This window comes from Rhodobacteraceae bacterium S2214 (assembly GCA_025141675.1).
GTDB lineage: Bacteria > Pseudomonadota > Alphaproteobacteria > Rhodobacterales > Rhodobacteraceae > Yoonia.
In genome coordinates this window covers 3,401,614-3,421,473 of the sequence record CP081161.1, presented here as the reverse complement: position 1 = coordinate 3,421,473, position 19,860 = coordinate 3,401,614, and the positions used below count along the sequence as shown (strand labels likewise).

The window sequence follows — 19,860 nt, the reverse complement described above, 5'->3', positions numbered from 1 at the left end:
AAACTGAAGAAACTTGTCCTTACAGGGGCTGCTGGCCGCCTTGGGTCGTACCTGCGCGAACCGCTATCAAAGTTGTGCGACGAACTTGTCTCGACAGACATCAATGATGTTGGAAAGCTTTATGACGGAGAAACCTTTATCAAGGCTGACCTTGCCAGCTTTGATGATATGATGGGCGTGATCGAAGGCGCGGACATGGTCGTCCACATGGGCGCTTTTGTCGATGAAGGCCCGTTCGAACAGCTTCTTGGTCCAAATTTTGTTGGGTCCTACAACGTGTGGGAAGCGGCGCACAAACATGGTGTGCGGCGCGTGATCTACGGCAGTTCGATCCACGCGGTTGGCATGTATCCAAAGAACGAATTCATCGATACCGAAGTGCCGCATCGGCCTGATACATTCTACGGTTTGGCGAAATGTTTTACCGAAGATTTGGGGCGCATGTTTTGGGAAAAACGGGGTCTTGAAAGCGTGCATATGCGCATCCTGTCCGCCGCGCAGGTCAATAATCCGCGCGCATTGGGCTCGTGGTTGTCCTACGATGATCTGATCCAACTGGTGACACGCTGCATCGACACGCCTCTCACAGGTTTCGCGATCATTTACGGTGTTTCCAACAACGACCGCGCACCAGTCGATAACGCAAAAGCCGCGTTTTTGGGGTACCGCCCGAAAGACAACGCCGAACAATTCGCGGAACAAGTGCTTGCCGAGGCGGAACCGCTCGACCCGCATGACGTCGGTCATATGTGTCACGGCGGGCCCTTCGCCAGCGTCGATCTAGGCAATTCCGGATTGGCTGGCATGAACGTCATAGACGATACGAAAAAGACCTGAATTATTACCCCTTTCGCCCGGATTTTACTGGGCGGAAGAGGCAAAAAATGCGATGATCACGCATGAATTTTGCGTTGAAATTATCGGTCTGTTTTGTGGCGCTGGCGACTGCGTCAACAGCACAAAATTTGCCTGCCCCCGTCACGAATGATGACTATGCGCCGATTGATTTGGCCGAAGCGAAATTGGGGCAATTGCTATTCTACGATCCGATCCTGTCGGGGAATAAATCCGTCGCTTGCGCGACTTGTCACCATCCGGCCTTGGGCACTGCAGATGGCGTTTCCTTGTCATTCGGTGACGGCGGGATTGGACTTGGCGCAGATCGGCAGTTTGATCCCGATAACATCCCCGAGGAACGCATCCCCCGTAACGCCCCTGCGCTGTTCAACCTTGGTGCACATGAATTTACGGTCATGTTTCATGATGGCAGGCTTGAGGCGGACCCGACCAAACCGGGTGGTATTCGGACGCCAATGGATACGGATATGGTCGTGGGCTTTGCTTCAGTCCTGTCCGCGCAGACGATGTTTCCTGTACTTAGTCGCGATGAAATGGCCGGATCGCATCGCGAAAATGACATTGGTCGCGCCGTGCGGCAGGGCCTGATCGCGGGTGAGGGTGGCGCATGGGATATGATTGCGCGGCGGGTCGCGGACATCCCTGATTACGCAGAGCGGATGGCACAGGTCTATCCACACATTGATGGGCCAAAAGATATTGCTTTCACAGATATTTCGAACGCAATCGCCGTCTTTATGGCGCACGAATGGCGATCTGATACAGCGCCTTTTGACGCGGTTCTGCGTGGTGAACGCGAACTGATAGGCGCCGCTGCGCGCGGGATGGATTTGTTCTATGGCGATGCTGGATGCGCGTCATGTCATAGCGGACCGTTCCTGACGGATCACGATTTCCACGCAATGGGCGCGGCACAAATCGGCCCCGGAAAATCTGCGACATTCGAGGATCATCATCGCGACGAAGGACGTTTTCGCGTCACTGGCGATCCTGCCGATTTCTACGCGTTTCGTACACCTTCGTTGCGCAATGTCGCTTTGACGGGACCTTACGGGCACGCAGGGGGGCACAAAGATCTGCACGCGTTTATCGCAGCCCATGCAAATCCGGTCGCGGGGCTCGAAAACTACGACGCTGCGCAAGCGGTTTTACCTGCGTTTGATGTGGACGATTTTACCGTCATGAATGATCCCGATCAGGTAACCGAGATTGCGAAGGCTGTCGTGACCCCATCCATCAAGCTGACCGATGCAGACATCATCGCTTTGGTTGCTTTCTTGGACACTTTGACTGATCCGGTTGCCACGACGGGAAGGCTTGGTAGTCCGTCAGACGTGCCAAGCGGGTTACCAGTTCCGACCCCAAATTAACGACGGATCGTTACGGTTCTATCAACGTCAGTCTGAAGAAACGTTTCTTCGCCGTCGGGCCATGTGACATTGACCGTAACGGCGTCCGCATCACCCAGTCCAAAATGCAGGGGAAGCGCTTGGCCACCGGCATGACCTCCGCCCACGACTTTTTGCTGCGATTGTACGCTGACGCCCGTTTCAAATCGGACCGTTGCACCAATCGCATCGGGGTTGGGGCCGTCCTGAATTAGGCGCAGCCGCAACCAATGGCCCGTGCCCGGCGTTACATTCCGGTAAAGTTCCAGCGGCGCGCGCCTGTTCGTCACAATCAGGTCAAGCCGCCCGTCCTTATCAAAATCAGCAAATGCCGCACCGCGTGACCGATCCGTGGTGGCAATCCCCGCACCAACAGCTTTTTCAACAAAAGTCCCATCAGCGTTTTGCATCAGCAGGTTGTTTGGATCACGCGTGGCCATCCCCGGCATCTGATCAACGTTGCCCTTGGCGATAAACAGATCGGGAAACCCATCGTTATCCACGTCGCTAAATTCAGCATGCCAGCCCGTCGATGGCCTGCCGTCATCGCCAATATGCGGGCGCTGGGCGTAGGTCCCAATGCTGTAAGGGGCGGCGGCGTATGTGCCATCCGACTGAGCGATTTGCAGCAATTGATCACCCATAGATGTCAGCATCACTTCGTCACGGCCATCGCCATTCAGGTCGCGCGACGCGACACCCATGCCCCAAAGCGACACATTTTCCCAACCATCCTCAGCGCCCAAATAGCGTTGTTCGCCGATGTCCCACATTTGTTCAAAACCGTCTTTGACGTAGTAATGGCGGTCGTTCGAAATACGCAACGTCGGCCTGCCGCGGGCATCCCGTGCAGCCAGCATCGACAGCGGACAAAAGCCGGGCGATAGGACTTCGCGTCGGTATCCGCCACCAGTAGGGCGCAGGATAGTGTTCGTGTCGCAGGCCTCAAACGGGCCGTCAGGGTCAGTTTGATCGACGTAATTCCCAATCGCGAGCGTCGGACGCGGGCCGTCCCACCATGCGGAAAACGCTGTGCTCCATTGGTCGGTGTGTGGAATGCCAAAGGCCGCTGTTGCGTCGGTAAAGGTGCAATCGGGCCCGCCTTTTAAAGCAACATTTGCCCCGACACGCAGCACAAATAGATCCATCATCCCGTCGCTATCCAAATCAAGCGGATAGGCACCGGTGACGCCCGTCAATTGGGGCAGGGGCATGTCTGTGAAGGTAAAGTCATTATCATTGCGGATTAGTTTCGCGGGGTTGGTCCCGCCTGCAACGAAAATGTCAGGCAAGTCGTCATTATTACAGTCAAACACAGCAACGCCGCCGCCCACAAAATGATCCCAGCCGCCGTCATAGACGTGGTCGGGCAGCGCAGATGAACGATCCTCGAACAAGGGGTCGGCGCCGACAATGCCAGCGGTTAGGCAAAGCGCAATCGTCGCCCGGATCATGCGGGTTGTGTTTCTTTTGAGAACAACCGGTCGGTCATCGCAGACAACGCCAACGCAGATGCGCCACGCGCCCAAATCAAATCCCCCCACGCATGGGTTTCGACCATACATGGCGTGCGGCCTTCGGATAACGTCAGCGAATGCATTTCTGCGATGACTTCTTGGCCGTAAAGGTAATCGTACTGCATCCGTTCACCCGACAGGATGATCAGCGGCGGATCGAACAGCTGGATGACGTTAGATAGACCTGCGGACAAATAACGGCCAGCACGGTTGAAAATTGTCTGCGCGGCAAGGTCGCCTGCCTTCGCCTTTAAGAACAGGTTTTCCAACATCTCTTGCGGGCTTTGGTCGGTGTCCAGCGAACGACCAAGCGCAGTTGCGGCTTCGCGGGCCAGTGCATAGTCGGCCAGATACGCTTCGAGACAGCCGCGCTGCCCACAGCGGCACAGAGCGCCATCCAGTTGCACCTTTGTATGGCCCAATTCCAGACCTTTGCCCTGTGCGCCGCGATACAGCTGGTTGTTGACCACAACTCCCATGCCGACACCGTGTTCAATCGTCACAACGGCAAAGTTATCCATGTCGCGGCCTGCGCCAAACCACAGTTCCGCAAGCGTGAGCACGTTGGCGTCGTTGTCTAGTGACACAGGAATGCCAAATCGAGCAATAAAGGCGTCGCCCAGTGCGACTTCTCGCAGTTGCAACAACGGCGACCACAAAACGGTCCCGGCTTCGTGGTCGATGATCCCTGACACGCCAATGCCGACTGCTTTGACGTCGGCCATGACGTTGCCGGATTCCTCTAGCAGCGTTTCCATCAACGCACTAATTTCGTCTAGCAGTGCCTCAAGGTCCCGCCGTCCAAGATCGTTTGGCAGGCTGCAATCGGCCACCATATTTCCGGCAAAATCAGCCAGAACGGCAGTGTTTTTTTCGTCGGATAACTTAATTCCGATCACATAATGGGCGTCCTGCACGACTTCCAATGCCACTGGTGGGCGTCCACGCCCTGCTTCGCGCGTCAGACCGGCCACTTCACGTAGGTATCCCGCCTCGATCAAGTCTGCCGTCAGCGTCGTGGCCGAACCGGGGCTAATGTCCAGCGCGCGGCTAATGTCTGTGCGCGCTGTCTGCCCGCTTGACCGCACAAATTCGAAAATGCGTTGTTTTAGAGTCCGCTTTCCGCCCGTGGTTGACTTCAACCTTGGGCCGCAACCGTTTCCCTGCGGCGTAGAGACATCAAAGTAAGATTCGAGCGTTGAGTCGATCCGCATAAAGTTTAATCCTTAAAGAAACGAGGGCTTTCCCGTTCCTGTTTGCACGAGCTTGCCCGCAAAAATGGCATTAGCATAGACCTATTTTGAAAAATTTACGCAACATATCAAATTTTTATTTTGACAACTAAATTAAATAAAGCGACGTTGATGTATCGGGACCGCTAGGTCCGAATCTTCGCCGCATCACGGTGAGGAATGCATTATCTGGGAGGTAAACATGCATAAACACGTTATCGCAGCCGCAATCGCAGTGGCGGGCTTCGGCTCTGCCGCGTTCGCTGATGGCCACGGCATCACTGTCGGCGTGAGCTGGTCCAATTTCCAAGAAGAACGCTGGAAGACAGACGAAGCCGCCATCAAGGGCGCTTTGGAAGCTGCTGGCGCGAACTACGTATCCGCAGACGCGCAATCATCTTCTGCAAAGCAGTTGTCAGACGTTGAAAGCCTGATCGCACAGGGAGTTGATGCGTTGATCATTCTTGCACAAGACAGCTCTGCCATCGGGCCAGCAGTTGATGCAGCGGACGCTGAAGGCATTCCTGTCGTGGGCTATGACCGCTTGATCGAAGACAGCCGCGCGTTCTACCTGACATTCGACAACGTCGAAGTGGGTCGGATGCAGGCACGTGCCGTTCTGGAAGCAGCGCCTTCAGGCCGTTACGTCATGATCAAAGGGTCACCAACCGATCCAAACGCAGACTTCCTGCGTGGTGGCCAGCAAGAAGTGCTGCAAGCTGCCATCGACGCGGGCGACATCACGATCGTTGATGAAGCATACACTGACGGTTGGTTGCCAGCGAACGCACAGCGCAACATGGAACAGATCCTGACAGCAAACGACAACGGCGTTGATGCTGTTGTGGCGTCGAACGACGGTACTGCTGGTGGTGTTGTTGCGGCTTTGACTGCGCAAGGCATGGAAGGCATTCCTGTGTCCGGCCAAGACGGTGACCACGCTGCGCTGAACCGCGTCGCACTGGGTACGCAAACTGTATCCGTCTGGAAAGACGCGCGCGCCCTTGGTGCAGCAGCTGGCGCAATCGCGGCGGAACTGGCCGCAGCAGACGGTGACATGGTCGCCATCGAAGGCGGCATGGAATGGACGTCACCTGCAGGCACGACTTTGAACGCAATGTTCCTCGCGCCTGTTCCTGTAACAGCAGACAACCTGTCCGCTGTGGTTGACGCAGGCTGGATCACACAAGAAGCATTGTGCCAAGGCGTCACAGACGGCCCAGCACCTTGTAACTAAGGGGTTCCTCCCGACTGGGGTCCGCGTTCTTGGACGCGGGCCCTAGGCTTTCACCACCTTCCACCAAAATTTACAGAAATCTGTTGGCCCCACTATACTGTGCGTGGGCCCAGATGGAGCGAGCGTTATGTCAGACCAACCCGAACCGCAAAAGAAGCGCAGTTTTGCGCAAACTTTAGAATTGGACATGCGCCTTTTAGGCATGATCGGCGCGTTCATCGTCGTCGCCGTGGCCTTTAATATCCTGACTGGCGGGCGTTTCCTGACACCGCGCAATATTTTCAACCTGACGATCCAAACGGCCAGTGTTGGTATCATGGCAACGGGTATGGTTTTCGTGATCGTCACACGCCACATTGACCTATCCGTTGGTGCGATCCTGGCCGCGTGTTCGGCGCTGATGGCGATGACGCAAGTACGCTGGCTGCCTGAAATTCTGGAAATTGGGCATTGGGCCATTCCTTGGATCGCAATCGCCGTTGGCATTGCTCTGGGTGCGCTGATCGGTGCATTCAACGGTTGGCTCGTTGGATATCAAGGCATCCCCGCATTTATCGTCACGCTTGGTGGGTTCCTGATCTGGCGGAACGTCGGCTGGTACCAAACCAGCGGCCAAACGATTGGCCCGCTTGATAAAACCTTCATGACATTTGGTGGGATCAATGGGACGCTTGGTGGTCCTCTCAGCTGGGCGCTGGGGATTGCCGCGATCATCTTTACGGTCTTCGCAATTTTCAAGTCGCGTCACACGAAATCAACGCATGGCTTTCCGGTGAAACCAATGTGGGCGGAACTGACAATCGCAGGTATCTGTGTCGCGGCCATCGCTGGGTTCATCGCGATCCTGACGAATTACACCGTGCCGGAACGCGTCGTTGCACGTGATCCATCCCGCTATGGCTGTGAGGTCGCGGAAGGCTGTAACGCTGTTTACGGCCTGCCAATCTCAGTCCTTTTGTTGATCGGCATCGCGGCCATCATGACTGTCATCGCGCGGCGCACTCGCTTTGGGCGGTACATCTTCGCGACTGGCGGCAATCCTGACGCAGCAGAGCTGTCCGGCATCAACACACGTTTGCTGACGGTCAAAATCTTCGCCTTGATGGGTGCGCTTTGTGCCATCGCTGCTGTTGTCGCTTCGGCGCGTTTGGCGAACCATTCCAACGACCTTGGTACGCTGGACGAACTGCGTGTGATCGCGGCAGCGGTTATCGGGGGCACGGCGTTGTCTGGCGGGATCGGCACGATTTACGGGGCCATCTTGGGGGCACTGATCATGCAATCACTGCAATCCGGCATGGCCATGGTGGGGGTCGACGCGCCTTTGCAAAACATTGTTGTCGGCGCGGTTCTGGTCTTCGCCGTCTTTATCGACATCCAATATCGTAAACGCGTGGGGGCGAAATAATGGCACCTTTGGTTGAAATGAAAAACGTCTCGATTGCTTTTGGCGGTGTGCAGGCGGTCGACAATGTCTCTATCACGTTGAACCCCGGTGAAGTTGTTGGGCTGTTGGGGCACAACGGCGCGGGTAAATCAACGCTGATCAAGATGCTTTCCGGCGCCTACAAGATGGACAGCGGCGAGATCTGGATCAACGGCAAGCAGGTACAGATCAATTCGCCCCGCGATGCCCGCGACAATTCTATCGAGACGATTTACCAGACATTGGCTTTGGCCGATAACCTAGATGCGGCGTCAAATTTGTTCTTGGGACGGGAACTGACTAACGCTATCGGGTTTGTGGACGACGACCGGATGGAAGCGGAAACCCGCAAAATCATGGCGCGCCTGAACCCGAATTTCAAAAAGTTGAAAGAACCGGTATCGGCGCTGTCAGGCGGTCAACGCCAATCGGTGGCGATTGCGCGCGCGGTCTATTTCAACGCGAAAATCCTGATCATGGATGAACCGACTGCTGCGCTGGGCGTACACGAAACGGCCATGGTGGCGGAGCTGATCCAAGAACTGAAAAAGCAGGGCCTGGGCATCTTCCTGATTTCGCATGACACGCGCGAAATGATGGAGCTCTGCGACCGAGTGGCCGTGATGAAGAACGGGCAGATGGTCGGGGCAGAACGGGTCGAAGACGTCACCGAAGACGACATTCTTTCGATGATCATCCTTGGTAAGAATCCGAAGGCCGCAGCATGAAGTTCATCGGTCTCGACCTTGGAACGTCGTCTTTGAAGGCCATTCTGGTCGACGAAGATCAACGTATCTTGGGCGAACATGCGGTGCCTTTGACGGTCACGCGCCCTCAGTCAGGCTGGTCCGAACAAGACCCGCAAAGCTGGTGCGACGCGGCGATCACGGCCCTGTCCGCACTGTCGGCGGCGCATGATTGCAGCGATGTAACGGGGATCGGGCTGGCAGGACACATGCACGGCGCGACGTTGATTGGCAAAGACGACGAAGTCGTGCGTCCCTGCATGTTGTGGAACGATACACGCAGCCACGCGCAAGCAGCTGCAATGGACAACGCCCCCGCGTTCCGTGACCTGACAGGCAACATCGTCTTTCCGGGCTTTACGGCACCAAAGGTTGACTGGGTTCGCGAAAACGAACCGCATACTTTTGCGCGGATTGCCAAGGTCTTGTTGCCAAAGGATTACCTGCGCCTGTTTCTGACAGGTGAACACGTGTCGGAAATGTCCGATGCTGCGGGTACATCATGGCTGGACACGGGCAAACGGGACTGGTCTGACGACCTGCTTTCGGCCTGCCGTTTGACCCGCGATCAGATGCCGCGTCTTGTCGAAGGATCGGCCGCATCGGGCAAATTGCGTGCTGAGATCGCCGCGCAAACTGGCCTGCCACAGGTCATCGTCGCAGGTGGGGCAGGGGATAACGCCGCCGCCGCAATCGGCGCAGGCGTGGTACTAGACAGAACCGCGTTTGTATCGCTCGGCACATCCGGCGTTTTGTTTGCGGCGAACAACGGCTACCGGCCTGATCCGGCGACGGCTGTACACACGTTTTGTCACGCTGTACCAGATACTTGGCACCAAATGGGTGTGATCTTAGCGGCGACTGATGCGCTCGAATGGTTATCGCGTCTAACAGGGCAAACAGCGGCGCAACTGACGGGGGACCTTGGGCCTTTACAGGCCCCCTCGCGCACATTGTTCCTTCCTTACCTTGGTGGCGAACGCACGCCGCATAATGACGCAAACATCCGCGGTCAGTTTCTGCATCTCGATCAAGCGACCGACGCGCAAGCGGCCGCGCGTGCCGTTCTGGAAGGCGTCACATACGCCTTTGCAGATTGCCAAGACGCGCTGGCCGCAACCGGCACCACGATCACGGCAGCACTGGCGATGGGCGGCGGTACGCGGTCGCGCTACTGGCTCGATCTGATTGCCACGACCCTGAACATTCAACTGCAATTACCCGAAGCAGGCGACTTTGGCGCTGCATTGGGGGCCGCACGCCTTGGCATGATGGCGTCAACCGATGCGGGGCCAGAGATCGCCACGCTGCCGCCCATCGCCACCACAATTGATCCAACACCTGCGTTGCACGACGACCTCAAAGCGGGTCACGCACGCTATCGCAAAGCATATTCCGTACTTAAGGACCTGTAATCATGACTGATTTCTTCAACGGCATCTCTAAAATCAAATACGAAGGTCCAAACACGGACAACGATTTTGCCTTCCGCCATTACAACCCCGACGAAATTGTCTTGGGTAAACGCATGGAAGATCACCTGCGTTTTGGTGCCGCCTATTGGCATTCATTTGCATGGCCCGGTGGTGATCCGTTCGGCGGCGAAACGTTTGAGCGTCCTTGGTTTGGTGACACGCTTGAACTGGCAAAACTGAAGGCCGATGTGGCGTTCGAAATGTTTGATATTCTCGGCGTGCCTTACTACTGTTTTCACGATGCGGACGTGCGGCCCGAAGGCGCTGATTTCGCGGAAAACACCCGCAATCTGGAAGCAATCGTCGATTATTTCGCGGAAAAGCAGGACGCATCCGGCATGAAACTGCTGTGGGGTACGGCGAACCTGTTCTCTCACCGTCGTTTCATGGGCGGGGCGGCGACGAACCCGGATCCGGACGTATTTGCATTTTCGGCTGCGACGATCAAAACCTGCATGGACGCGACGATCAAACTGGGTGGTGAAAACTACGTACTTTGGGGCGGTCGCGAAGGGTACGAAACGCTTCTGAATACCGACATGGGCCGCGAACGTCAGCAAGCTGGGCGCATGTTGCAGATGGTGGTCGATTACAAACACAAGACGGGGTTCAAGGGTGCGATCCTGATCGAACCCAAGCCGCAAGAGCCGACAAAACACCAGTATGATTTCGACGTTGCGACTGTTTACGGCTTCCTGAAAGACTTTGGTTTGGAGGGCGAAGTGCAGGTTAATATCGAACAAGGCCACGCGATTTTGGCAGGGCATTCGTTCGAACATGAACTGGCTTTGGCGCGCGAGCTTGGCATCTTCGGGTCCATCGACATGAACCGCAACGATTACCAATCCGGTTGGGACACCGACCAGTTCCCGAATAATGTTCCTGAAATGACGTTGGCCTATTACGAAGTGCTGCGGGCCGGTGGTTTCAAAACGGGTGGGACCAACTTCGATGCGAAGCTGCGCCGTCAGTCAATTGATCCAGAGGATCTGATCCTCGCGCATGTCGGCGGCATGGACGCCTGTGCAGCAGGTTTCAAAGCGGCTGCCGCAATGCTGGACGACGGGAAATTGGAAGCAGCTCGTGACGCACGTTACGCGGGATGGGAAACAGATGACGGGAAAGCACTGCTCAGTTCTGATCTAGATAGCATCACATCCCGTGTGGTGTCCGAAGGGATCAACCCTGCGCCGCGGTCAGGCCGTCAAGAGCGGTTGGAAAACCTCGTAAACCGCTACACCTGATAAATTGCGCGCCTCATCCCGATCGGGTGGGGCGCGTCAAAACGTTGGGGGCCGCGCATGTGCGGGCGGCTGGCCATATTCGACGGGTTTTCCTTTGTCCCCCTGGACCATCCATTTTGCGGCAATTAAATGGAACGTACGCGTTTCAAAACCACTGTCATCGGCCACAAACTGCGGCCGCCACGCGCCTTCGATCTTCATCGGCAACCGACTTTTCCTGACGTCGGCCATGTGTTTCTGTCCGTCGCGTAAGGCTTCCAGCCGCGCGATAATTGCAGCGGCTTCCGTAGCCCTTCGTCCGGCGAACGTCACCGCAATTTCAAGATCACCTTTCACAAGTCCCGTAATGATCACATCGTCACGATTATTCTTACGCATGACAGGGATCAGTTCGACGTCCACATGACAAACGGTGTTCTGGAAAAGACCGGCATCTTCGTACTGTGGACTGACTTTCTTCGATTTACGGCGCACTTGCATGTGTTGAACCCAGTCTATGATCGTTTGGGTAATTCTATGTGATTGGCGTTAACGAAGGATTATCGTGGCACCTAACGCGTGGGCCGTCCGAGAAATTTCATGTTCTATTCGATCCGGTTCTTTTGTGGGAACGATGCGGTGACGCGATCAAACCAGTCCCATTTGCAACGCGCGGCTTTGTTGAAAGACAGGTAGATATCGCGTTGGAAGATCGGTGCATCGGCTGACAGGATCAGCGCGTCTGACGCGACAAACGGCATTGCCAATCTCTCAGGCAAATAAGCGCTGCCGCCTTCACGCAAGATATAATCAAGCCCTGTCTTTGCATTGCCGAAGCTGATCCTTGTGCCGATGTCACCGGGAAAGGCTGCGGCGTGATCGCGTCCAAATACCGTGCCTGCCTCAACAAATACGTAATCCGATGCGATGCCGTGTGGTGTTTCAAAAAGCTTGATCTGGTCCGGCGATAAGGCCATTTGGTCCTGCCGCGCTGATGTGGCTGATCCGTAGGTCAACGCCAAATCGGCCTTCCCACTGTCCAACCATGCCGCGATATCCGTCTGACTACCCAGCCAAACGGTCAACGCAAAATCAGGCACAGTGTCTTTAATCTGCCGAAAGAGCGTATCCCCGAGATGTGGCCAAAGGTCGTGATCGCACACCAGATTGCAAACGCCAGCCATCCCTGCGGGTAACGACACCTCTTGTCGGGCCTGCTGCCAAAGTTCGGTGATCGTGTCGGCATAGCGAAAAAGCCGTTGGCCAGCCGCCGTCAGCGTTGCCCCTGATTTACTGCGGATCAAAAGGGTTTGTCCCAATGCATCTTCCAGCGTCTTGAGACGAGCGGTCACGGTGGATTGCGTGACGTTCAGCACCTCTGATGCGCGGACAAGGCTGCCGGTTTCGACGATGGTCAGGAAGGTGCGTAGTTCTTGTAAGTTCATCACTTAAGTTCGAATTTTTCGAACTTAATGTCCATATTTATTCGTTATCTTGGTTTCATTTCTTCGGATAGCCTTTGCCCAATTCAAAAAAGGACTGTGCGATGGCGATATCGACTTATCAGATGCTAATTGACGGCGCGTGGTGTGATGCGGCTGACGGCGCGCGGTTCGACAGCGTAAATCCTGCGACTGGCGACGTGTGGTCAAGCGTACCCGAAGCGACGGCGCAGGACGTTGACCGTGCAGTACAAGCCGCAGACGCCGCATTGGACGGTCCTTGGGGGCAAATGACCGCGACCGAACGGGGGAAATGCCTGCGGCGGTTGGGCGATCTATTGGCCGAAAATTCTGAATCTATAGGACGGGTCGAAACAACCGATACCGGCAAGATGTTCAAAGAAACAGCATGGCAAGCAACCTATATCGCTGAATATTTGCATTTCTACGCAGGCGCTACGGACAAAATTCACGGCGAAACGCTGCCTATTGATAAGCCAGACATGTTTGTTTTCACCGAACGCGAACCCATCGGTGTAATTGCTGCTGTAGTGCCTTGGAACAGTCAGATGTTTCTCAGCGCGGTCAAGATCGGTCCCGCATTGGCGGCGGGAAATACGATTGTGCTTAAGGCGTCCGAACATGCCTCTGCGCCTTTGTTGGAGTTCGGCAAATTAGTCGCGCAGGCCGGCATCCCCAATGGCGTCGTAAACATCGTGACCGGTGGTGCGACCTGCGGCAAAGCGCTGACATCGCATCCACAAGTCGCGAAAATCGCTTTTACAGGTGGGCCAAATGCAGCCCGTCATGTCGTGCGTAACTCGGCTGAGAATTTCGCGGAGGTGTCGCTAGAACTAGGTGGTAAATCGCCGTTCATCGTATTTGACGACGCGAATATCGAAAGTGCTGTAAATGGCTGCGTGGCCGGCATTTTCGGCGCGACAGGGCAGTCTTGCGTCGCGGGATCACGGCTGTTTGTACATGATGATATCGCGGACGAGTTCCTCGAAAAACTGGTGCATATCGCGCAGAATATCTGCATCGGTGACCCGCAAGATGATGCCACCGAAATGGGCCCGCTTTGTACCCAAGGCCAGATGGATCACATCCAGCGCCAGATTGCTTTGGCGATTGAACAAGGCGGACAGGTTCTGACGGGCGGCAAGCCTGCAGATTTGGCAGGGCTGTATTTTGAATCCACGATCATCGCGTGTTCAAGCCCCGAGATGACCATTCTCGATACGGAACTGTTTGGTCCGGTTCTCACCGTGCAGCGCTTCAAATCCGAAGATCAGGTCGTCGCGATGGCCAACGACACGGTGCACGGTCTTGCTGCGGGTATTTTCACGCGCGACAGCGCCCGTTCCATTCGCATGTCCAAGCGTGTGAAGGCGGGGATCGTTTGGGTGAATACCTATCGCGCGATTAGTCCGATTGCGGCTTTTGGTGGCGTGAAATCAAGCGGTTACGGGCGTGAGGCAGGCATGCAAGCCGTCTACGCCTACACCCGCCCCAAAACGGTCTGGATGAACCTGTCCGACGATCCCATTGCCAATCCTTTCAAAATGAGGTGACCCCATGAAGTTTCATTTAGCAATCAACCTCGAACGCATGTCCGAAGACACACCGATCACGAAAGTGCGGGATCATACGCTTGAAATGGTGAAAATGGCTGATCAGGCTGGGTTCGAGGTTGCATGGGCCGCCGAACACCACGCGCTTGAAATGACCATTGCACCTAACCCGTTCCAGATCATGACATGGTGGGCGGATCACACTGAAAACATCCGGCTGGGATGTGGTGTGGCGAACGCGACCTATTGGCATCCGATCAATCTGGCCGGAGAAGCGGCAATGGTTGACCTGCTGTCAGGTGGTCGGCTGGAATTGGGCCTTGGGTCCGGTGCCTATCAGCGTGAATTTGACCGAATGAAACCGGGTGTCAGCCAAAAGGACGGGCACAAATATCTACAAGAAATGCTGCCGCTTGTTCGGGAATTATGGAAAGGCGATGTCACCCACAATGGCGCGCATTGGCAATTTCCGGCGGCAACGTCGTGTCCGAAGCCTTTGCAAGATACCGTTCCGATGTGGGTTGCCGCGCGGTCCCCGGGAACGTTCGACTATGCAGTTGCGAACGATTGCAATGTGATGTGCTGGCCATTCACCTTGCCCATGGCGGAGGCCGAGAAATACAAACAGCAGCTTGATGAAAGCATCGCCGCGGCGGGCGGTGGTTGGTCCGGAACCTTTGCATTGATGCGCCATACCGCGCTTTACGATAACGACGTCGACCGTCAGGTCACCTTGGACGCAGTGCGCCGTGTCTTGGGGCGGTTCGGCAACCTGATGATGCAAAAAGGCGAGGTTGTGAACGGCTTCCCCGAAGCGGTCCCGCTGTCCGCATTGGAAGGCAACGTACGTGTTGATCCTGATATGCTCGAAGAGAACCTGATGTTGGGAACGCCCGAACAGGTCATCGCCAAGCTGAAAGCTTACGAAGCGCTAGGCGTCGATTCCTTCATCTATTACGCCTCCATGGGGCTCGATATGGACCGTCAGAAACGATCCATGGACCTGTTTATCAATCACGTCATGCCGGAGTTCGCATAACATGCCCGCTGAAATTCGCCGTACCATCACGAATATCCAGACTACATTCATTGAAGGCTGGAAGGCGCCGCCTGTTCCAACAAAATTGATCACCGCCATGGCGATCATCAAGAACCCGTGGTTCGGGCAGGGTCATGTCGAAGATTTGCGCCCCGTCATTCGTGATGTCGGTCCGGAACTGGGGCAACTTTTGACGGACATGATTCTGGACGTGGCAGGCGACAAAGTCGAAGGGTACGGGAAGGCGTCCGTCGTTGGTATGGGCGGTGAACTGGAACACGCCCAAGCGTTAACGCACACGCTTTGGTTCGGGAATGCCTATCGGCGCGCGGTCAATGCGCAGTCATATCTGGTCTTTTCGAACACGCGAGGGGCGGCTGGGACGTCGTTGATGATTCCACTGATGCACAAGGATGATGGGGGGCAGCGGTCGCATTACCAAACGATCCATGTGTCAGTGCAGGACGCGCCCTCAGAAGATGAAATCATCATGGCGCTCGGCGCGTCGATTGGGGGACACCCGAACCACAGGATCGGCAATCGCTATCAAGATATCGCGGAAATGGGTGGCGATGTGGAGAACCCGGCGGGTGTCTGAGGTCGCGCCAGATGGAACTGCTTTCGATCTAAGCGGCGAAGGGCCTACAGTCGTGTTGATCCACGGTCTTGGTCTGTCGCGGCGGCTGTGGGACAGTCACTTGCCCGCCCTGACAGGCTGTCGCGTCTTGCGCTACGATCTTTACGGTCACGGTGAAAGCAGATCTGCGAAAGAACCGCTTTCATTGCGGGTGTTTGCGCAACAACTGGCGGATCTGATGGATCATGTCGGGATGGTCCAAGCGCACATTGTAGGGTTTTCAATTGGTGGCATGATCAATCGACGCTTTGCGCTGGATTTTCCCGACAAAATTGCGTCGGTCGTGATCATGAATTCCCCCCATAATCGCGGTGCAGCGGCGCAGGATGCGGTAGAAGCGCGCGCCAAAGCCGTGCGTGAACAAGGGGCGTTTGCAACTTTTGACGCTGCTCTGAAGCGGTGGTTCACGCCCGATTATCTGATGACAGGGGAAGGACCCCGACATGTGCGTGACTGGCGCGAACAGGTGGACGCCGAATGCTATGCGCAAACTGCTTGGGTACTGGCCAATGGTGTTCGTGAACTGATTGCCCCAAAGCCGCCGATCACGGCGCCTGCTTTGGTGATGACCTGCGAAAACGATAGCGGCAGTACCCCGCAGATGGCGCGCGACATTGCGGCGGAAATTGCGGGCGCGCAGACAATTATTGTGCCGCGCCTTCAGCACCTTGGTTTGATGGAAGATCCAGCCGCATTTATGGCCCCGCTTTGCGCATTTTTAGCGCAGCGTATCCATCCAACCTAAGGTTTGATCGGTATCGCCACCGGGTTTGTATTCTGCCCCCAACGGCGCGGTGTATCCCAGGTCCGCGATGGCCTTGAACACGTGTTTATAGGCGACTTCACCTTCATCTGGTCTGCCACGTGCGGGCACGCCCGCAAATTGGATATGCCCGATCTTGGGCAACAGGGACGCCAGTCGATGCGTCAAATCACCTTCCATCAACTGAACATGATAGCAGTCGAACATCAGCTTGAGATTAGGTGCGTTCACAGCGTCAATAATCGCTATTGCCTGCGTCGTGGTGGTCAGGAAATAGCCGGGTGCATCGTAGCGATTAAGCGGCTCAATCAGGATCGTGATGTCATGGGCTGCCGCCTGAGTCGCCGCGTATTTCAGGTTCGCCACAAAGCAATCGTGTGCCGCGCTCCCGGCCGCAAATCCGGCCATGACATGCACGGCACCGCATCCAATTTGTACGGCGTAAGCAATAGCCTGATCAATCGCGGCGCGAGCTTCATCGATGCGGTCGGGCAGGGCGGATAAACCATTGTCTCCACCTGCCACATCACCGCGATCTGTATTTAGACCCAGCATCCGCAGACCCGTGGCATCTAGCGCTGCTTTCACATCCGCAGGATCAACCGCATAAGGCCAATGGCATTCAACGGCTTCAAACCCCGCAGATTTCGCTGCGTGAATAGCATCGGGAAGCGCCAAGTCCGTCCAGAGAAAGCCAAGGTTCGCTGAAAACTGCGTCAATCGTCCCACTCCACATCAAACTTGGTGACAAGGTCTTGGACTTGGGCATCCGTCAACGCGCGCGCAGATATGCCGCGCATCATCATCGCCAGCCTTGCCGTATCTTCGAGTTCCTCAATCGCGTTGCACGCCGCCTCAACGTCTTTGCCAGCCACAACGGGGCCGTGGTTGGCCAGCATGACCGCAGATCGTTTGCCTGCCAGTCCGCGTACCGCATCACCCATCGCCGGATCACCGGGCATAAAGAACGGAAGTAGTTTTACTTTCCCCAATTTCATGATCGCGTAAGGGGTCAGTGGCGGCAGGAAATTATCGGGGTCCGCATCAGGCATCATCGACCACGCAACCGAATGGCAGGCGTGCAGATGAACAACGGCACCAGCGCTGCTGCGGGTATCGTAGAACGCACTGTGCAGCGACATTTCTTTGGTCGGTTGATCGCCCGCAATCAGGACGCCCTTAGCGTCGAAACGTGACAACCGACCCGGATCAAGCCTGCCAAAACTGGTGCCCGTCGGGGATACCAAAAGTCCGCCGTCGTCGGTGCGGGCCGAAATGTTGCCCGTACTGCCGCCGGTGAGACCACGGTCAAATAGCGATTTGGCGAGCAGGCACATCTGTTCGCGAAGCTGGGTGTCCGACATCGCTTAACCGCCCTTCGGCAGATCAAGGCCGGCTTGGGCTGCATAAACTTTGGCGACTGCGGCGTCGTCTTCACCACCTAGCCCTGCTTCGGCTGCCGCGGCGAACTGTTTCAGTGCCGCAGTGGTAATTGGGGCGTCAAAGCTCGTTTCCTTCGCAATATCCAGCACGATGCCCAGATCTTTTGGCCAAATGTTCACGCTGGAATGGGGCGTGTAATCGCCGTCGACAATATGCGGTCCACGATTTTCTAGCATCCATGACGTACCTGCACATTCGGGGATCACTTCCATGAAATCCTCAGCGCTGACCCCTTGGCTTATCCCGAACGTCATGGCTTCGGCCATCGCGGCAATATGAACGCCAGCCAGAAGCTGGTTCACCGCTTTCATTGCAGATCCGGCACCAGCGGTATCACCAAGACGAAAGACCTTTTCAGCAGTCGCATCAAGAATGGGGGCTGCGCTCAGGAAAGCGTCAGGCGTGCCAGAGGCCATCACGCTTAGCGCCCCGTTCGCGGCTTTGACAGAGCCACCGGAAATCGGGGCGTCCAGATAATGGACACCGTGTCCGGCACACCGTTTGGCCATGTCGCGGGCAAAGGCAGGAGGAACAGTCGCGCATCCGATCACAACGCTGCCCGCTTGCATCTTAGGCACGATGCCGTCGTCGCCGAACAAGACGGTTTCGGTTTGGGCGGCATTCAGGACGACAATCACAGCAGCGGATAGGGTCGGGGCCACTTCGGCAAGCGTGCCTGGCGCGCCGCCTTCAGATTGGAACCGTGTGACTTGGGCTTCGTTGACGTCAAAGCCGTGTACTTGAAGCCCAGCTTTACGGGCGGATGATGCGATGCCGTATCCCATCGACCCCAATCCAATCACGGCAACCGTAGCGTCTATCATCGTTGTATTCCGTCGTTATGTCCCATTAGTTTTAGGTTTAGCACCAGATCGGGCGACAAGCATACCCGCAAGAATGAATGCGACCCCAACAATCCGCGTGGTCGTGTTACCCGCAGTGCCCAATGCGATATCGACAGCGACGCCCGAAATCATCTGACCTGCGATAATCAGCATCGCCGTTTGCGCGGCACCAATCTTCAGCACAGCCCAACTGGAAGCGGCGATAAACACAAAACCGATCGGACCGCCAAGATAGGCCCACCATGGCGCACCCCACGGATCACCCGTGAACAAACCGCCAAAGGCGATCCCAACTGCAGTGATAAAGGCAAAACCAACCACGTGGTTCCAATAGGATGAATGCAGGGCGGATGTGTACATCGACAAGCTGCCGTTGATCTGACGGCTCAACGATACCAATGCGCCACCCAAGACGGCGAGTGCTGCGAAACCAAGCATCTATACGCCCCCGAAGAAGATAAGAATGACCGATCCAGCCATGATCAACCCCAGCGCCAGCATGTCGCGGGCGGTCGGATTGCGCTGCGGCAGTCCCATCATCCCCCATTTGTCAGCCACAAGACTAAAGACCATTTGCCCAGCCAAACCCAACGCAATCGTGCCCGAAATCGCCAGTGCCGAATTCATCGTGGCCGATGTCAGCATGACAGTGACAGCACCCGATATGCCACCAAGATAAGCCCACCATGGAACTTTGACCGTTGGTTTGGCCTTCTTCGGACGCATCGCTAGCAATACAATAATGGCCAAAAGCGATCCGGTCACATGCGGGACCCAAGACGCAAACAGCAGCGATCCGGTGACCGCCAATGTGCCGTTGAACCAGACCATCAAGGTCAGCAGGCCGCCTGTGGCAAATGCACCAATAAAATCTAGTAATCGGGGGGTGTTCTGGTCAGTCATGACGCCACACTTGACGCTAATTTCATATGGGCGCAAGTAGCCGTTGACTCTGTCTGGCGCACCTCTATAAGCCGCCCATTCATTGGTGTTGGTGGACCTCGCAAGAGGAACC

At 56.0% G+C, this 19,860-nt stretch carries 20 protein-coding genes; 11 read left to right on the top strand and 9 right to left on the bottom strand.

Going from position 1 to position 19,860, the window contains the following annotated elements; all coding sequences use genetic code 11:
• Window positions 1–3: 3 nt before the first annotated feature.
• Both K3729_16935 and K3729_16930 read left to right on the top strand, forming a co-directional pair.
• Window positions 4–837 carry an NAD(P)-dependent oxidoreductase gene (locus tag K3729_16935; GenBank protein UWR01108.1) on the top strand — a complete coding sequence of 278 codons (834 nt, stop codon included), beginning with the start codon at window positions 4–6 and terminating at the stop codon, window positions 835–837.
• Window positions 838–899: 62 nt separating this feature from the next.
• Window positions 900–2,228 carry a cytochrome-c peroxidase gene (locus K3729_16930; protein ID UWQ99068.1) on the top strand — a complete coding sequence of 443 codons (1,329 nt, stop codon included), beginning with the start codon at window positions 900–902 and terminating at the stop codon, window positions 2,226–2,228.
• Here the strand turns inward: K3729_16930 and K3729_16925 are convergent.
• The gene (locus K3729_16925) at window positions 2,225–3,700 is read right to left on the bottom strand and encodes a CRTAC1 family protein (protein ID UWQ99067.1); all 1,476 of its coding nucleotides are present in this window, start codon (window positions 3,698–3,700) and stop codon (window positions 2,225–2,227) included. The genes K3729_16930 and K3729_16925 overlap by 4 nt on opposite strands.
• The gene (locus K3729_16920; protein ID UWQ99066.1) at window positions 3,697–4,977 is read right to left on the bottom strand and encodes an ROK family protein; all 1,281 of its coding nucleotides are present in this window, start codon (window positions 4,975–4,977) and stop codon (window positions 3,697–3,699) included. The genes K3729_16925 and K3729_16920 overlap by 4 nt, the downstream gene beginning before the upstream one ends.
• A gap of 220 nt (window positions 4,978–5,197) precedes the next feature.
• Between K3729_16920 and xylF the strand changes: the two genes are divergently transcribed.
• The 5 genes from xylF to xylA all read left to right on the top strand — a co-directional run bounded on the left by xylF (window position 5,198) and on the right by xylA (window position 11,123).
• Window positions 5,198–6,232, top strand: coding sequence for a D-xylose ABC transporter substrate-binding protein (xylF, locus tag K3729_16915; GenBank protein ID UWQ99065.1), 1,035 nt, complete (start codon window positions 5,198–5,200; stop codon window positions 6,230–6,232).
• A 127-nt stretch (window positions 6,233–6,359) separates the two neighbouring features.
• Window positions 6,360–7,640 carry a sugar ABC transporter permease gene (locus K3729_16910; GenBank protein ID UWQ99064.1) on the top strand — a complete coding sequence of 427 codons (1,281 nt, stop codon included), beginning with the start codon at window positions 6,360–6,362 and terminating at the stop codon, window positions 7,638–7,640.
• Window positions 7,640–8,386, top strand: a complete 747-nt coding sequence (locus K3729_16905; GenBank protein ID UWQ99063.1) for an ATP-binding cassette domain-containing protein — start codon at window positions 7,640–7,642, stop codon at window positions 8,384–8,386. The genes K3729_16910 and K3729_16905 overlap by 1 nt, the downstream gene beginning before the upstream one ends.
• On the top strand, window positions 8,383–9,819 hold the full coding sequence (xylB, locus tag K3729_16900; protein UWQ99062.1) for a xylulokinase: 1,437 nt from the start codon (window positions 8,383–8,385) through the stop codon (window positions 9,817–9,819). The genes K3729_16905 and xylB overlap by 4 nt, the downstream gene beginning before the upstream one ends.
• A gap of 2 nt (window positions 9,820–9,821) precedes the next feature.
• Complete coding sequence (gene xylA / locus K3729_16895; protein ID UWQ99061.1) at window positions 9,822–11,123, top strand: xylose isomerase; 1,302 nt, start codon at window positions 9,822–9,824, stop codon at window positions 11,121–11,123.
• Window positions 11,124–11,159: 36 nt separating this feature from the next.
• Here xylA and K3729_16890 read toward each other — a convergent pair whose 3' ends face one another.
• Window positions 11,160–11,603, bottom strand: coding sequence for a hypothetical protein (locus tag K3729_16890; GenBank protein ID UWQ99060.1), 444 nt, complete (start codon window positions 11,601–11,603; stop codon window positions 11,160–11,162).
• Window positions 11,604–11,707: 104 nt separating this feature from the next.
• The gene (locus tag K3729_16885) at window positions 11,708–12,547 is read right to left on the bottom strand and encodes a LysR family transcriptional regulator (protein ID UWQ99059.1); all 840 of its coding nucleotides are present in this window, start codon (window positions 12,545–12,547) and stop codon (window positions 11,708–11,710) included.
• A 101-nt stretch (window positions 12,548–12,648) separates the two neighbouring features.
• Here K3729_16885 and K3729_16880 point away from each other — a divergent pair, with 101 nt between their 5' ends.
• Genes K3729_16880 through K3729_16865 form a run of 4 tightly spaced genes read left to right on the top strand, consistent with a single transcriptional unit; the run spans window position 12,649 to window position 16,539 of the window.
• Entirely contained in the window at window positions 12,649–14,118 is a 1,470-nt protein-coding gene (locus tag K3729_16880; protein ID UWQ99058.1) for an aldehyde dehydrogenase, read from the top strand.
• Between the two features lie 4 nt (window positions 14,119–14,122).
• Entirely contained in the window at window positions 14,123–15,157 is a 1,035-nt protein-coding gene (locus K3729_16875; protein UWQ99057.1) for an LLM class flavin-dependent oxidoreductase, read from the top strand.
• A gap of 1 nt (window position 15,158) precedes the next feature.
• Window positions 15,159–15,755: an amino acid synthesis family protein gene (locus K3729_16870; GenBank protein ID UWQ99056.1), complete on the top strand. Its 597-nt coding sequence runs from the start codon at window positions 15,159–15,161 to the stop codon at window positions 15,753–15,755.
• A complete protein-coding gene (locus tag K3729_16865; GenBank protein UWQ99055.1) occupies window positions 15,730–16,539 on the top strand; it encodes an alpha/beta fold hydrolase in 810 nt (269 codons plus the stop codon). Before K3729_16870 ends, K3729_16865 begins: the two co-directional genes overlap by 26 nt.
• Here K3729_16865 and K3729_16860 read toward each other — a convergent pair.
• From K3729_16860 to K3729_16840, 5 genes are read right to left on the bottom strand one after another with little or no spacing between them, the layout of a single operon-like run.
• Window positions 16,513–17,277: a TIM barrel protein gene (locus tag K3729_16860; GenBank protein UWQ99054.1), complete on the bottom strand. Its 765-nt coding sequence runs from the start codon at window positions 17,275–17,277 to the stop codon at window positions 16,513–16,515. The two genes, K3729_16865 and K3729_16860, sit on opposite strands and share 27 nt — an antisense overlap.
• Window positions 17,274–17,921, bottom strand: coding sequence for an aldolase (locus tag K3729_16855; GenBank protein UWQ99053.1), 648 nt, complete (start codon window positions 17,919–17,921; stop codon window positions 17,274–17,276). Before K3729_16855 ends, K3729_16860 begins: the two co-directional genes overlap by 4 nt.
• Before the next feature lie 3 nt (window positions 17,922–17,924).
• A complete protein-coding gene (locus tag K3729_16850) occupies window positions 17,925–18,824 on the bottom strand; it encodes an NAD-binding protein (GenBank protein ID UWQ99052.1) in 900 nt (299 codons plus the stop codon).
• A 15-nt stretch (window positions 18,825–18,839) separates the two neighbouring features.
• Window positions 18,840–19,283, bottom strand: coding sequence for a DMT family transporter (locus K3729_16845; protein UWQ99051.1), 444 nt, complete (start codon window positions 19,281–19,283; stop codon window positions 18,840–18,842).
• Window positions 19,284–19,748 (bottom strand): DMT family transporter, encoded by a 465-nt coding sequence (locus K3729_16840; GenBank protein UWQ99050.1) that lies wholly within the window; start codon window positions 19,746–19,748, stop codon window positions 19,284–19,286.
• Window positions 19,749–19,860: the final 112 nt, after the last annotated feature.